10 protein-coding genes are annotated in these 14361 nt (G+C 46.7%); 9 read left to right on the top strand and 1 reads right to left on the bottom strand.

Features of this window, described 5'->3' with window-relative positions:
- Positions 1 to 156 precede the first annotated feature (156 nt).
- The 9 genes from G636_RS0107505 to G636_RS0107465 all read left to right on the top strand — a co-directional run bounded on the left by G636_RS0107505 (position 157) and on the right by G636_RS0107465 (position 13374).
- On the top strand, positions 157 to 1725 hold the full coding sequence (locus tag G636_RS0107505) for an MBOAT family O-acyltransferase (protein WP_026507537.1): 1569 nt from the start codon (positions 157 to 159) through the stop codon (positions 1723 to 1725).
- Positions 1712 to 2767, top strand: a complete 1056-nt coding sequence (locus tag G636_RS0107500) for a hypothetical protein (protein ID WP_026507536.1) — start codon at positions 1712 to 1714, stop codon at positions 2765 to 2767. Before G636_RS0107505 ends, G636_RS0107500 begins: the two co-directional genes overlap by 14 nt.
- Before the next feature lie 101 nt (positions 2768 to 2868).
- On the top strand, positions 2869 to 4410 hold the full coding sequence (locus G636_RS0107495; protein ID WP_026507535.1) for an amino acid adenylation domain-containing protein: 1542 nt from the start codon (positions 2869 to 2871) through the stop codon (positions 4408 to 4410).
- A gap of 11 nt (positions 4411 to 4421) precedes the next feature.
- A complete protein-coding gene (locus tag G636_RS0107490) occupies positions 4422 to 5672 on the top strand; it encodes a diaminopimelate decarboxylase family protein (RefSeq protein ID WP_026507534.1) in 1251 nt (416 codons plus the stop codon).
- A 117-nt stretch (positions 5673 to 5789) separates the two neighbouring features.
- Positions 5790 to 7877 carry a glutamine synthetase III family protein gene (locus G636_RS0107485; RefSeq protein ID WP_026507533.1) on the top strand — a complete coding sequence of 696 codons (2088 nt, stop codon included), beginning with the start codon at positions 5790 to 5792 and terminating at the stop codon, positions 7875 to 7877.
- Between the two features lie 92 nt (positions 7878 to 7969).
- Positions 7970 to 8761 (top strand): hypothetical protein, encoded by a 792-nt coding sequence (locus G636_RS0107480; RefSeq protein WP_026507532.1) that lies wholly within the window; start codon positions 7970 to 7972, stop codon positions 8759 to 8761.
- Positions 8762 to 8877: 116 nt separating this feature from the next.
- On the top strand, positions 8878 to 10221 hold the full coding sequence (locus tag G636_RS0107475) for an MBOAT family O-acyltransferase (RefSeq protein ID WP_051226699.1): 1344 nt from the start codon (positions 8878 to 8880) through the stop codon (positions 10219 to 10221).
- Between the two features lie 96 nt (positions 10222 to 10317).
- Positions 10318 to 11376 carry a hypothetical protein gene (locus G636_RS17765; protein WP_051226721.1) on the top strand — a complete coding sequence of 353 codons (1059 nt, stop codon included), beginning with the start codon at positions 10318 to 10320 and terminating at the stop codon, positions 11374 to 11376.
- Between the two features lie 75 nt (positions 11377 to 11451).
- Positions 11452 to 13374: a glycosyltransferase gene (locus G636_RS0107465; RefSeq protein WP_026507530.1), complete on the top strand. Its 1923-nt coding sequence runs from the start codon at positions 11452 to 11454 to the stop codon at positions 13372 to 13374.
- A gap of 62 nt (positions 13375 to 13436) precedes the next feature.
- On the opposite strand, the gene G636_RS0107460 is transcribed toward G636_RS0107465, so the two are convergent.
- Positions 13437 to 14192: a hypothetical protein gene (locus G636_RS0107460; protein WP_026507529.1), complete on the bottom strand. Its 756-nt coding sequence runs from the start codon at positions 14190 to 14192 to the stop codon at positions 13437 to 13439.
- Positions 14193 to 14361 lie beyond the last annotated feature (169 nt).

Below are 14361 nucleotides of genomic sequence, written 5' to 3'. Positions count from 1 at the left end.
AAGTGCATATATTTATTAGCAGATATTACGGGAAGCTATGACCGTATGTCATAATTACTTATGACGTATGGCCATAGCTTCCCTTTTTCGTGCCCACCTGCTCAAACTATGTTAAAATATCACAGGACCAAAAACATTTACGCATAAAGGATTCTTATGGAACTCTATTCACTTTTATTTTTTGTATTTATAGCTGTGCTTATGGCTTTATATTATCTTGTGCCCTCTGATCACCGCTATCAGAACGCGCTTCTCCTTATAGGCAGCCTGGCTTTTTATGCCTATCACGGCGTTTTCAATCTCATTTTTATCCTGGTCACATCTCTTAGCGTATGGATGGGAGCGCTCCTTATGGACCGGCTCTCTGCAAGCTATGGAGCCAGGAGAAAGGCAGAGACCGACAAATCGGTCAAAAGAGAGATCAAGGCCGAGATGACGCGCCGAAGGAGAGCAGTTTTATTTGCCGTACTTATATTGAATTTTGGGATACTGGCTTATCTCAAATACTGGAATGTGCTTTTTCATACCTCGGGACTGCTCTTTCCCCTTGGTATTTCCTTTTATACCTTTCAGGCTACAGGCTATCTCATAGATCAGTACAATAACAAATATCCTGCTGAAAAGGATTATCTCAGATTCCTGCTCTTTGTGTCCTTCTTCCCTCAGCTGATCCAGGGACCTATAGGCAGATACGACCAGCTGGGTGTCCAGTTTGGGAGCAGGCGCAGCATCGACTACGAGAGCTTTAAGCGCTGCCTTCTTCTTGCGGGCTTTGGCTTTATGAAAAAATATGCTGTTGCAAATCTCTTATCAGACAGCATTTCCATAGTTCTGGACGGCAATATAGCGTCCTTATCGGGTTCTACCATTTTTACGGCTGTGCTCATGTATTCAGCTCAGCAGTATGCGGATTTCTCCGGAGGCATAGACATAGTGACGGCTGTTTCCGGAATGCTGGGGATCAGGCTGATGGTCAACTTCAGACAGCCCTACTTCTCAGTGAGCCTTGGAGATTTCTGGCGCAGATGGCATATCTCCCTTGGTACCTGGATGAGAGATTATGTTTTTTACCCCTTTGCCCTTCTTAAATTCATGCAGAGATTTGGTAAATGGTGCGGCAAGCGCCTGGGAAGCCATGCCGGGAGAGTGATCCCTGCAGGTATAGCCAATATCCTGGTATTCTTCCTGGTGGGTATCTGGCACGGGGCAGAGCTTCACTACATTGCCTGGGGACTCTATAACGGTATCATCATAGCCCTCAGCGACCTGGCGGAGCCCTTCTTCAAGAATGTAAATGATAGACTTCATATCAGCCCTTTGTCTCGTGGAATGTATATTTTCAGGATCATCAGGACATTCCTGATAGTGAATATAGGCTGGTATTTTGACAGGATATATGATATCGGTGATGCCTTTATGGCACTGGGCAGGACCTTTACTTCTTTTAACCTGCGCAGCCTTACCTTTGAGATTGGCAATACCATGCTGAATCCTGACCTTGTGTCCCCTGCTTATGTGCTGGGAGGCTTTGCTCTTGCCGTTATAGGCTGCCTTGTGATATTTGCAGTCAGCATCCTCAGGGAGCGTAATGTTGATGTCTACTTATTTATCCGATCCAGGGCTTTTCCTGTGAGATTTGCCCTCTATCAGGGACTTATCTTTTTGATCCTGGCTTCATTTATGTTGGCAACATCAGCGGGAGGATTTATGTATGCGAATTTCTAAGATCATATTGAAAATAGCAGCCTTCCTGCTGGTATTTGTGCTCATCAATTCTGCGCTTGTATTTGTTCTTAGCCCCTATAAAGGCTCCGGTGAGGAGATGTGGAGCGCTTATGACAATATGGGCGACATTGATATGGTATATGCAGGCTCATCTCAGTGTATCAGCGATATCGATCCCGAGGTCATAGATAAGAGCCTGGGTACTCTTTCCTTTAACATGGGTACCAACATGCAGTCCTTTCACAATTCCTATATAGCTCTTGCTACTGCTATTGCGCAGCACAAGGATACTCTAAGGAGAGTGGTCCTTGTGGTGGACTATGAGATGCTGGATACTGACAGATATGATAACTTCAGGGCTGAGGCCAGCTTTTATCACGCAAGGAGCCGCTACATACCCGGTAATTTATTTCGCAGGGCGGCAGATGAGGCTTTATTTGCTGTGGACAAGGTATATCTTGGGAAGCCTTCTTCTATTAATTATTTCTTTTCCTGGATCTATGACAGGAATCCTGACATAAGCCTTAATGTCAGGGAGAAGCTTGCCGGCAGGATACTGGATGAGGAAGGTCACAGGACGGACAGGGGCTTTCTTCCCTCTGATGAAGAGTTGGGCGATCTGAAATATATCAGCCTGGATGAGGCAAAAGACTGGGGCGAATCCGGAGTGGAGTTTCAGGAACTGACCATGTCGGTTGAAGTAGAAGATGATCTGCGTAATATAGCAGGACTTTGCAGAGACAATGATATAGAATTGATCGCCATCACTGTGCCTTATCCCACCTTTGTCACCATCTACTCTCTTGAAGACTATGCAGCTATGCACAGCCGGTTAATAGAACTCTTTAACGGATACGGATTTGATTATTATGATTTTAATCTGGTCATAGGCGAGGTCTACAGACCTGATCGAAGTTATTTTAAGGACCAGGGGCATATGAACACTTATGGAGCGCAGCTGTTTAGCAGGTTCTTTGCGGAGTTCCTTAAATGGAGAGATGGAGGAAAGCCTGTTAATGACTATTTTCTGAGCATTAACTGATACTACGACATAGAAGTGCATCCCTGCACTTCTAAGCATGTCGAAATACATCCTTGTATTCACGACATAGAAGTGCATCCACATATATGCAGGAGAGAGGTATGAGAGATACTAATATATTGAGCTGGCTTGAGAGAGCTGCAGACAAGTGCCCTGATAAGACTGCCTTTGCTGATGTAAATGCGGGGATCAGCTATGGCGAGCTTAGAGATAAGAGCAGGAGCCTTGCTGCGTTTTTGATCGGTGAACTGGGTGATATCATGAGGCGCCCTGTTGCCTTTTATATGGAGAAGAGCGTAGAAGCCGTCTGTGGCATGATGGCAGCCGTATATGCGGGTGCCTTCTATAGCTTCATAGATGTGAGGCAGCCTGAAGGAAGGATAGGCGGGATATTAAATGTACTTGAGCCTGCGGTCATTTTGACCACAAGTGAGCTATATGATTCTATAAGCCCTATTGCAGAAAAAGCAGCTGTCAAAGTCCTTATCCTCAGTGATATCCTTCAGGATGACAGCGCCATTGTAAACGAGGAGGCTCTTTTGAAGGTGAGGGAGTCTGCCTGCGAGACAGATCCTCTTTATGTGAATTTTACCAGTGGCAGCACCGGGGTTCCCAAGGGAGTGACCATCTGCCACAGGAATGTACTGGAGTTTATACCCATCTTTGCAGACCGCTTTTTTATCTGTGATGAGGATATAATAGCCAATCAGGCGCCCTTTGACTTTGACGTATCGGTGAAGGATATTTATTCCGGCCTTTACAAGAGGGCTCTGGTGCAGATCATCCCCAGGGATTATTTTTCCCAGCCCATGAAGCTCATGGATTATATCGCTGACAATAAGGCTACAGTGCTGATCTGGGCAGTGAGCGCCATGTGCTTTGTATCTATCATGAATGGCCTGGATTACAGAAATCCGGATACTCTTCGCCTTATCATGTTCAGCGGTGAAGTGATGCCCCTAAAGCAGCTCAAGGTATGGCAGAGATATCTTCCTGATGCCACCTATGTTAATCTCTACGGACCTACAGAGATCACCTGTAACTGTACTTATTATGTTCTTGATAAAGAGCGAAAATGGGAGGATACAGACCTGATTCCCATGGGAATCCCCTTTGCAAATGAGAGAGTCTTCCTCCTGGATGAGGAAGATAAGCTTGTGGGTCCTGACAGACCTGGGGTCAATGGAGAGATCTGCGTCAGCGGCACATCGGTAGGTGCAGGCTATTATAATGATCCCGAGAGGACCGGGGCAGCCTTTGTCCAGAATCCTCTAAACAAGGCATACCTTGATATAATCTACAGGACAGGTGACCTTGGCAGATATGATGAGGACGGCCTTCTATATTATGTATCCCGTAAGGATTTTCAGATCAAGCATCTGGGCCACAGGATAGAACTGGGAGAGATCGAGAATGCTGCCATGGCACTGGAGGGAGTGTCCAGGGCCTGCTGTATATATGATAGTGTCAAAAAGAAGATCATACTATTCTATACAGGCGATACAGATAAAAAGCAGCTTACAGCAGGGCTAAAGGCTATCCTTCCTGTATTTATGATCCCGGGCAGCACAAGGAAGCTGGACGAGATGCCTATGAACAAGAACTGCAAGATAGACAGAAAGGCTCTGCAGGAGCTTATATAAAGGAGCATATCGTGGATATTAATAGATTTCAAAAGATATATGAGCAGTATGGGAGCCCCTCCTTTGTATTTGACGCTGAGAGGCTGAGGCAGAGAGTGGATGCCATCAGGGATATATTTGGAGAGAATATAAGGCTGGCCTATTCCATTAAGGCTAATCCCTTTCTGGCCAAAGAAATGCTGGAAAAGGTGGATGCCCTGGAAGTATGCTCCCCCGGTGAACTGGAGATATGTGAGGAACTAGGGCTATCTGCATCCTCCATAGTCTACTCTGGAGTAAATAAGACTCTGGAGGATATAAAGGAAGCAGTTCGCTACGGCGCTGGTGTCTATACCGCAGAATCCCTTCTGCACCTGCAGTATCTGGAAGAGGCAGCCCGGGAGATTTATAAAGACAGCACCGGAGCACGCGGCGCAGTAGATACGCCGCAGCTTTCTCTTCCTGTACTTCTTAGGCTGACCAGCGGCAATCAGTTTGGTATGTCCAGAGAGGATATCTTTACTGCTATCGAGAAGAGGCAGGATTATCCTCACCTGGAATTTGTGGGTATTCACTATTTTGCAGGCACTCAGAGGAAAAAGACTGATAAGCAGATAAAGGAACTGAGCGTGCTCAGGGACTTTTATGACGAGATCTCGGAGCGCTTCTTAATAAGACTTCCCAGGCTTGAGTATGGACCCGGCCTTGCAGTCCCGCTATTTGAGGGCGAGGACTTTGAAGACAGTCTGCAGCCTGCCAGGGATATAGCAGCTGCCCTGAAAGAGGCAGCCGGCTGGGCTGATGTCACAGTGGAGATGGGCAGGTTTTATGTGACGGAATGCGGCTATTATCTGACACGTGTCATGGATATCAAGGAGAATAACGGCTCAGCCTATGTCATAGTGGACGGCGGTATGAACCACCTAAGCTACCTGGGTCAGATGATGGGCATGAAGGTGCCGCGTATCAGACATTTGAAACCGGTTGCTGACGGCGATTGCATATTAGATGGCAGCGCAGCTGGTGCATTAGAGTCACGAGACTACTGCATCTGCGGCAGCCTTTGTACCACGGCAGACGTGCTTGTCAGGCAGCTGCCTCTTACAGACCTGGGGCTTGGCGACCTATTAGTATTTGAGAATACCGGCGCTTATACAGTCACAGAGGGCATCCACCTATTCCTCTCCAGACTCATGCCCCGCATCATCCTCGCAGACGGCGACGACTTGCGCCTGCTTAGGGATCACGTCAGCGCCGCCTTTATCAACACGCCCCGCTATTGATTTTTACTGTTTGGTCAAAAAAATTGATTTTATAGTGGAAGATTGTTTCTTCTTGTGCTATGTTTATTCCTAAAGTGTTCACCGCTTAATTAGTTCGTTTTTTGAAAGGGGAAATTAATGGAAGCACCAAATAAGTTACCTGAACTCTTCGGATCAATGGTATTTAATGAAGATACCATGAAGGACAGGCTCTCCACAGCATCCTATGAAGCATGGAAGAAATCTGTTACGGACGGTACCGCACTGGAGCTGTCAACAGCAAATGAGATAGCTGAGGCTATGAAGCAGTGGGCTGTGTCCAAGGGAGCTACTCACTTCACACACTGGTTCCAGCCTATGACAGGTGTGACTGCCGAGAAGCACGACTCTTTCGTAGAGCCGGCAGGTGGCGGCAAGATCATCATGGAGTTCTCAGACAAAGAGCTGGTAAAGGGCGAGCCTGATGCATCAAGCTTCCCTAACGGTGGTATCAGATCCACCTTTGAGGCAAGAGGTTATACTGCGTGGGATCCCAATTCTTTTGCTTTCATCAAAGATAATTCCCTTTATATACCCACAGTCTTTTTGTCATATGGCGGACAGGCCCTGGATAAGAAGACACCTCTTCTGCGTTCTATAGAGAAGGTCAACCATGAAGCTCTTAGGATCCTTCGTCTTTTTGGTGATAAGACTACTAAGAGGGTCATTCCCCAGGTTGGAGCAGAACAGGAATATTTCCTTATAGATAAGAATATGTACGATCAGAGAGAAGATTTAAGGCTTACCGGCAGGACTCTATTTGGCAATATGCCTCCCAGAGGACAGGAGCTTTCTGATCACTACTTTGGTCAGCTTAAGCCCCGCGTTGCCAACTATATGATCGATCTGGACAATGAGCTCTGGAAGGTGGGCGTACTGTCCAAGACCAAGCACAATGAGGTGGCTCCCGCACAGCACGAGATGGCACCTATCTATACAGATTGTAATGCAGCCTGCGATCAGAATCAGCTTGCTATGGAGCTGATGAAGAAGGTAGCTCTGCGCCATGACCTGGTATGCCTGATCCATGAGAAGCCTTTCCTTGGCGTGAACGGATCCGGTAAGCACAATAACTGGTCACTGGGTACAGATACCGGCAAGAATCTCTTCAAGCCCGGTTCCACACCCAGCCAGAATGCGCAGTTCCTCCTCTTCCTTGCTGCATTCATCAAGGGTATCGATGAATATCAGAACACTCTGAGGTGTACTGTTGCCAGTGCGGGCAATGATCACAGACTTGGTGCCCAGGAGGCTCCTCCGGCTGTTATCTCTATTTTCCTGGGAGATGAGCTTGAGAGGGTTGTAAGGTCCATCATTGATGGCACTGCTTATAAGGATGGCAGCAAGAAGACCCTGAAGATCGGTATCGATTCACTGCCTCAGATCCGTCAGGATACTACAGACAGAAACCGTACTTCACCTATGGCCTTTACAGGCAACAAGTTTGAGTTCCGTATGCTGGGAAGTGCTCAGTCCGTATCAGGACCCAACATTGCACTTAATACCATCATGGCTGAAGAGCTCAGGGCATTTGCAGACAAGCTGGAGAGCAGCAAGAACTTCCAGTCAGATATGCAGAAGCTGATCAAAAAGACTCTTACAGAACATCAGCGTATTATCTTTGATGGCAATGGTTATGAGGATTCATGGCTGGAAGAAGCTGAGAGAAGGGGACTGTCCAATCTGCCTTCAACAGCTGATGCTCTTCCTCACTATGATGATCAGGAGAATATCGATCTCTATGTGAGAAATGGCATCTATACAGAAGAGGAGATGCATGCAAGACGTGCTATCCATGAAGAGATCTACAATGCTCAGATCTCCATTGAAGCCAGGACTATGAGTGATATGCTAAGGCGCAGTATCCTGCCTGCAGTGTCAGACTTTGCTTCTGATCTGGCAGCAAGGGCAGCAGCCAAGGAGGCTGTGGGATTTGCAAACGGCTACGAGAAGACTGTAGGCAGCAAGGTTGCACAGCTTACAGATAAGCTCCAGAGCCTGAATAACAAGCTTGAGTCCGATCTTGCCAAGGTGCCTTCCGATTCCACCAAGGCTCTTGATTACAGCAGAAATGTCCTGATGAAGGATATGATGAAGGCTAGAGAAGTTGCGGACAAGCTTGAAGAGCTCACTGATTCCGATTACTGGCCTTTCCCTGTATATTCCGATCTTTTATTCTCGGAATAACGTAAATGCATCTGTCAAAAGCTTATGATTATATGATATTATAAATATATATAGGTGTCATAAGTCGTTTATCCTCAGGGAGGGCAGGCCTAATGGATTATATTTCTGAGAACACTTTTTTAAAGATCGCCAGAGCAGATAACAGTCAGGAGGTAATAAGAAAAGGGATACTTGTTGCCCTTGATTCAGATCAGGCTGACGGGAGATTTACCGTAGATGCTGTAGGTGTAAGCCGCGCAAAGCTCCCCTTTATGCTGATTGTGGATACCAAATATATGGTCGCTATCCTCAATGCCTGCATACACAATATGGGGGATTCTAAGGCTGTGTCTCAGAATATATGCTATGCTCAGACAGCTATGCGCTGCAGCGGCAGTGAGATCCTTGCCTATGACAGGGCACTGGTACTTGATGATGAGACAGGTAAGATGTGGTTTGCGGGGATCGCAGATGATGCAGATATGCTGATCCTCTTTAAGAATTTCATAGCCAATCTTTCCTCTAATACCAACATATCCAGCCTGGAATTTATCAAGTCACTTCTTGATGAAGCGGGAAGAGGCTATGATGAGAATTCTCGGTCAGATGAGGGCAGATCTTGGGATGAAGGCTTTGAGTATGCCAAGAGCCATATACTTCCCATGCTTGAGAGCGGAGCTATGGCAGTATCCTACACAGAAGATGAGCTGATGGCCATAGAGCGTTTCTCCAAACTCTTTGGCCTGTCTACCGAGAGACTGGAAAGGGATATGTATTACTACTACCATTTCATATGTCTCCAGGGCAAATGCTGGATACCGATGACTGAAGAAGGGGGCAGCTGGGACCGGGTCATCAGCTTGCAGAAGCTTTTGAAACAAAATGGTGACATGGTTCTGACCTGACTATGATTTTTAATTCGTTTTCATTTATCTTTATATTTTTACCTCTGTTGCTTATTGGATGGTATTATCTGCAGGGCCGCTCTCTTAAGAGGGCAGCCCTGCTTTTTCTGATTGCAATGAGCGTTATCTTCTATACAGGCTTTGGCATGACTTCAATGCTGATACTCATTGCAGCAGCGCTTATTACCTATCTGATATCCTATCTTTTGGCAATATCTCCCGGCAGCAGACTATATATGATAGCGGGAGTTTTGATCGATCTGGCGCTTCTTGGATATTTTAAATACAGCGGCTTTGTGCTGGATAATATCAATATGGTATTTAGGACTGATCTCCTAATGGAGAAGGTCATACTGCCGGTGGGTATCAGCTTCTATACCTTCTCGATGATCGCATATACAGTTGATAGATACCGCGGAGATATAGAGCACAAGGACATTCTGACCTATCTGGCGTATATCCTTTATTTCCCCAAGATCCTGCAGGGACCCATAGCGCTTCCCACCGAGATGCTGCCTCAGTTTGAAAGGCTGGATAACTGCCGCTGGGACAGGGACAGATTTGCAAGAGGACTTACCCTATTTATCATAGGCCTTGGCAAAAAGGTCCTTCTTGCAGATACCATGGCCCTTATTGTGGATTATACCTTCAGGGAGGCTTATTACCTTGATACTATCTGTGTCATTATAGCGGGAGTAGCCTGTGCCTTTAATATCTATTTTGACTTTTCCGGCTATTGTGATATGGCTGAGGGTATCTCAGTCATGCTGGGTATAGAGCTTCCTGTTAACTTTGATTCTCCCTTTAAGGCAGGGAGTGTACGAGAGCTCTGGCAGCGCTGGCATGTGAGCCTCTCACGGTTCCTTACAAGGTATGTGTATATACCTCTTGGAGGCAGCAGGAAGGGCACTGTGAGGACCTCTATCAATATCATGATCGTATTTTTCCTGTCCGGCCTTTGGCATGGTGCAGGATATACCTTTATAGTATGGGGGCTTTTAAACGGACTTATGGTAGTGGTCGACAGATATCTGCCCCGGGTCAGCAGAGGGCTTGTGCTTTCTATCAGGACTCTTTTGACTTTCCTCTATTTTGCATTTACTGTTCTCTTCTTTAGAGCGGAGAATATGGCATATGCCCTTGCCATGGTCAGGAGGCTCTTCTTCTTTACCTGGCCCGGTTTTGTATTCAGGACGGCTGAGAGCCTTATAATCCCTGAGACCTATCTTATCAGCGAGGCTGTGCGTTTTATCGCACCTTCCTTTGAAACAGCGATCAAGGTCATATTGATGCTTCTTGCATTTGTGATATCTGCATTTGTGATCCGAGGCAGAAATGCCCGTGAGATTGCTTCTGACAAGGTGTTTACCACGCAAAGAGCGCTTGCTTTGTCCCTTCTTTTTGCCTTTTCCCTGCTGTCGCTGTCGGGAGTTCAGAGCTATGTGTATTTCAACTTTTGAGGATTGCGGGACTTTTGCATAAAAGTAGAGGGCCCCTTGCCATATGGTGTCAATGATTTCTTTGGCATCCTGATCTTATCCAGAGGAAATGATTATATGATGAAGAATACATCTTTGGATTTTATAAAGAGAATATTACTTATAACAGCTGTTCTGCTAGCTCTGTCTGCCCTTGTGACCGTGATCTTTGACCCTTTTTATCATTATCACAAAAATCTGTCTTTTCTTACTCCTGTACTTACGGAAAAGGAGTATCAGGTTCCCGGCACTCTCAGGAACTTTGATTATGATGCTGTTATCGTAGGCTCATCTGTGGCAGAAAATAATCACAATGACTGGTTTGATGAAGACTTTGGCGTGACCTCCATCAAGGCTATCAGGTCCTACGGCGCTACTGCGGACCTGGTGAGTCTCCTTGATATTGCCTATGAAGAGCACGACCTATCATATGTCTTTTACAATATTGATACCACGTCGCTACCTGCAGAGCCCCTTCCTACCTTTGAGACTACCGGAGCTCCTGTATACTTATATGACAGGAATCCCTTCAATGACTATAAATACCTTTTTAATAAGGACGTACTCCTTCAGAGGATCCCATATATGCTGGTAAAGTCCATGACAGGGGATGCTGATCCTGACCTCTCCTATAACTGGGAGGAATCCAAGGTATTTGCTGCAGATGCTGCTATGAGCCATTATGACAGGCCTTCTGAAGTCTCTGAGATAAAGGCTGCAGATCATTATCTGGATAATGCAAGGGCCAATACGGCTCTTATCTGTGAGAGAGTGGAAGCTCACCCTGAGACCCGTTTTGTATTCTTCTTTCCTGTGTATTCTATACTTTACTGGGACAGCGTAGTCATGAATGGGGACCTGGATGCCTATCTGTCCTGCGAAGAGCTGGCGATGAGAGAGCTTCTGAAATATGACAATGCAGAAGTATACTTTTTCCAAAACGTTGAGGATATTGCAGCTGACCTTGATAATTACATGGATACTCTGCATTTTACATCTGATATCAATCACTACATGGAGCAGTGCTTCCTTACAGGAGAGCACAAGGTCACAGAGGATGGTCTTGAGGAACTTATGACAGATATGAAGGATTTTGCACTTAGGGCATGTTTGCTTACATCAGGGCTGTATCAGTAATCTATATTGTGATAATATATTAACTATAGATAGTATGATTCTTTTTTGTTTTTGACAGAGAAGGGGGAAGGCAAGGTGCCGCGGATACCTCGTTTTTTTGGCAGGAATAAAAATGAAGAAGAACCGCTGTTTCATGGCTTGCAGGAGGAAATAAAGGGGGCGGCCGATACAAGAGCAGCAGATGACGATTCCCCGATTTTCTCAGGTACTGTCCGGGATTCCATTCAGGATGACAAGATACATGAGACAGAACCGGAAGCTGGATCCGAAAGGATGACAGCTATAGATTTTTTGCGCTCCGGAGGCAGGGATCCATTAAGACCCGGTGCCAAGAGGAGCGATCTTTATAAGGAAGCGTGGGAGAAGAGACAGGGCGCTGTGGATATCACCAGTGCTGCAGCCAGGCTTGACCGCTATGATGATATCATCAAGGCATCGGAAGAGATATCCGAGACGAGTGCAGCTCTCAGAAGTGCCGCTCTTATGGGGCAGGGAGCAGCCAATCCCCCCAGGGTCACAGCCGCCAGGACTCCTGCTCATGCTGATCAGGGCGGATCATCAGGTCTATCCCTTCTCAGGGTTTTACATGTTTTCTCATCTTTGGAATTATCAGGCGAGATGGTCAGGCTCATGGATCTCTACAGAGCACTGGACAGATCTCAGATTCAGTTTGACTTTGTAGTCCATGTCAGTGCAGAAGATATAAACAGTGATATGCCAGGCTCGGATGAGCTTATGAGGCGCAGGCAGCCCGGCTTTTTTGACGCAGAGATCACACGCCTGGGCGGGCATATCTATGCTCTGCCAAGGCCTGCTGAAGGCAGGATATTTGCATATAAGGACTGCTTTACAAGGCTCCTTGCATCTCATAGGGGACGATGGTCCATAGTGGAGGCCCATGACCTGGACACGGCTGCCCTCTATCTCTCTATTGCATCCAAGGAAGGATTGGGCACCATACTCCATGCTTCATCAGCCATCCCTCCCGAAGAAAACAGAAATGCCGGCTTCTATACAAGTGTCACCCAGGCGCTGTCTGCTGCGGATTTTTGCGTAGCAGGTTCCAAGGCCGGTGCGGTATCTGTATTTGGCAAGAATGCTGTCAAAGAAAAGAAGATACTGGTAACCAGAGATGGCGTCAGTGCATCCAAATATGTTTATTCTGCTCGAAAAAGGCTGGAAGTAAGAAAAAGGATGGGCATCAGGGATGGCATCATCGTTGGCTATGTGGCAGCCTTTAATGAAGATCAGAATCATGAGTTTGCGCTGGAGATATTTGATCGTGTACTGGGGATAATAGGTGCTGACAAGGGAGCAGGCTTTGCTGCGTTCAGAGGGCTTCCCCTTTATCTATTTATGCCCGGCGACGGCCCCCTTAGAAAAAAGGTCCTGGAAAAAGCCCGTGACCTGGGGATCATCATGCAGGTAATGGTGCCCGGAATATTGGGCAATATATGGGATTATTATCAGGTGATGGATTATTATATCTGTCCTACTATGTGCGGCGGAGTACCTCAGTCTCTTATAGAAGCTCAGGCCTGTGGCCTTCCCTGCCTGGCAGCTGATAATGTATCCAATGAGGCAGATATAACGGGACTTGTGACCTTTAAGACTCTTGGAGCTTCGGCTGAGGCCTGGGCTGCAGATCTTCTGGCGGGGCTTGTGAAATCAGGCTGCGGCCAGCGTTCACGCGCTGCAGCACTTGCAGGATATGAGGCTGCCTGGGAGGAATCGGAGCAGCGAGGAGCAGCTGCAGTTGGAGAGGATGCTACCATGACCAAGCTCTCACAGCTTCTTAGAACTGATGAAGTCACAGGAGAGCTGGCCAGACCTGTATCCAAGGCAGTAACAGAACCTTCTCATTTTGCCAAGGGAGTCTATGATAGAGAAGCACTCTCTGCAGGCCTAAAGGACAAGCTTCGCAAGGCACATGTGGAGCTGGATGCCAAGATAGCGCTGATGCAGCGCTTTTACAAGGGACTTACACCAAAAGGATAACAGCAGGGCTCTGCCGCAGCCGTGGCAGAACCCTTAAATATTGATTATCTTTTTCGGGTATATTATTTGTATATATCAGAGGTGAGTCTTGCATAGGGATCCTCTGCGGAGGGAAGCATGGAGCGGGTCTCTTCAAAGCTGCCTTTAAAATAATCAGGCATCCTGTTACTTCCTATCATGTAGATCACAAATATGATACCAAGGGCCATGATCATACCGGCCATAACAAAGAGGAAAGAGGAGAGCTTTTTGCCTCTTTTTCTTTTGCGCTTTCTTGTGTATTCCTCATTGAGTTCGGAGAAGTCATGTCCCCACTCCGAGTAGCTCCTGTCCAGGTCTTCTCTTATGGAAGCAGCTGATCTTCTGTGAGAGGAGCCTGTTCTCTCCAGATCTTTGTGGATCTTGTAGCTGATCTCATAATCCCTGTCTTTATAATGTGTGCGGCCGGGAGCGGAGCCTTTATCATAGCTTTGTCCATAGCTTCTATTTTGAGTAGTTGATGATAAAGAGCTTACAGGCTTTCTTTTGAGCTGATTGATCGCAGATGAGGAGCTTGTATGTCTGACCATGTCCAACTGACGACTGAGATCATCATAGATGTCGCCGTACTCCTTCATCACACCGTCCTTGGGCATTTTCTTTGGATGGGCAGTTTGCTCATAGTAGTTTAGTCTGCCTGCTATTTCATCCTTGTAGACGCTGCGGCGTAGGTCACGGTTTACAGGGTGCTCCAAAGACACGTCCTCATGCTCATATTCTACAATAAGGCCGTGTCCATCTTCGTATCCTGATGATCTGCGACGTCTGTTTGCCGGCATATCAGCGCCTCCCGGATCTGACTGCTAATGGGGTAATAACAGTCCTGCTGCAATTTGTTTTCTAATGGGGTAATAACAGTCCTGCTGTGATCTGTTTTCTACTGGGGTATTAACAGCTCCGCCCTTTGCTCCTGCGTATTATATATCGGTTGTATAGTTCTGAAAGTTG

Origin of the sequence: Butyrivibrio sp. MC2013 (assembly GCF_000424585.1) — a bacterium.
Lineage (GTDB): Bacteria > Bacillota > Clostridia > Lachnospirales > Lachnospiraceae > Butyrivibrio.
The sequence above is the reverse complement of the archived record's forward strand: the minus strand, read 5'-3'. Positions and strand labels throughout refer to the sequence as shown.

Bases quoted from the DNA above. Each gene is read 5' to 3' on its own strand.
- G636_RS0107480 (WP_026507532.1), top strand. From the start codon at position 7,970: ATGGATTATATTTCTGAGAACACTTTTTTAAAGATCGCCAGAGCAGAT.
- G636_RS0107495 (WP_026507535.1), top strand. From the start codon at position 2,869: ATGAGAGATACTAATATATTGAGCTGGCTTGAGAGAGCTGCAGACAAG.
- G636_RS0107460 (WP_026507529.1), bottom strand. From the start codon at position 14,192: ATGCCGGCAAACAGACGTCGCAGATCATCAGGATACGAAGATGGACAC.
- G636_RS0107475 (WP_051226699.1), top strand. From the start codon at position 8,878: ATGAGCGTTATCTTCTATACAGGCTTTGGCATGACTTCAATGCTGATA.
- G636_RS0107485 (WP_026507533.1), top strand. From the start codon at position 5,790: ATGGAAGCACCAAATAAGTTACCTGAACTCTTCGGATCAATGGTATTT.
- G636_RS0107500 (WP_026507536.1), top strand. From the start codon at position 1,712: ATGCGAATTTCTAAGATCATATTGAAAATAGCAGCCTTCCTGCTGGTA.
- G636_RS17765 (WP_051226721.1), top strand. From the start codon at position 10,318: ATGATGAAGAATACATCTTTGGATTTTATAAAGAGAATATTACTTATA.
- G636_RS0107505 (WP_026507537.1), top strand. From the start codon at position 157: ATGGAACTCTATTCACTTTTATTTTTTGTATTTATAGCTGTGCTTATG.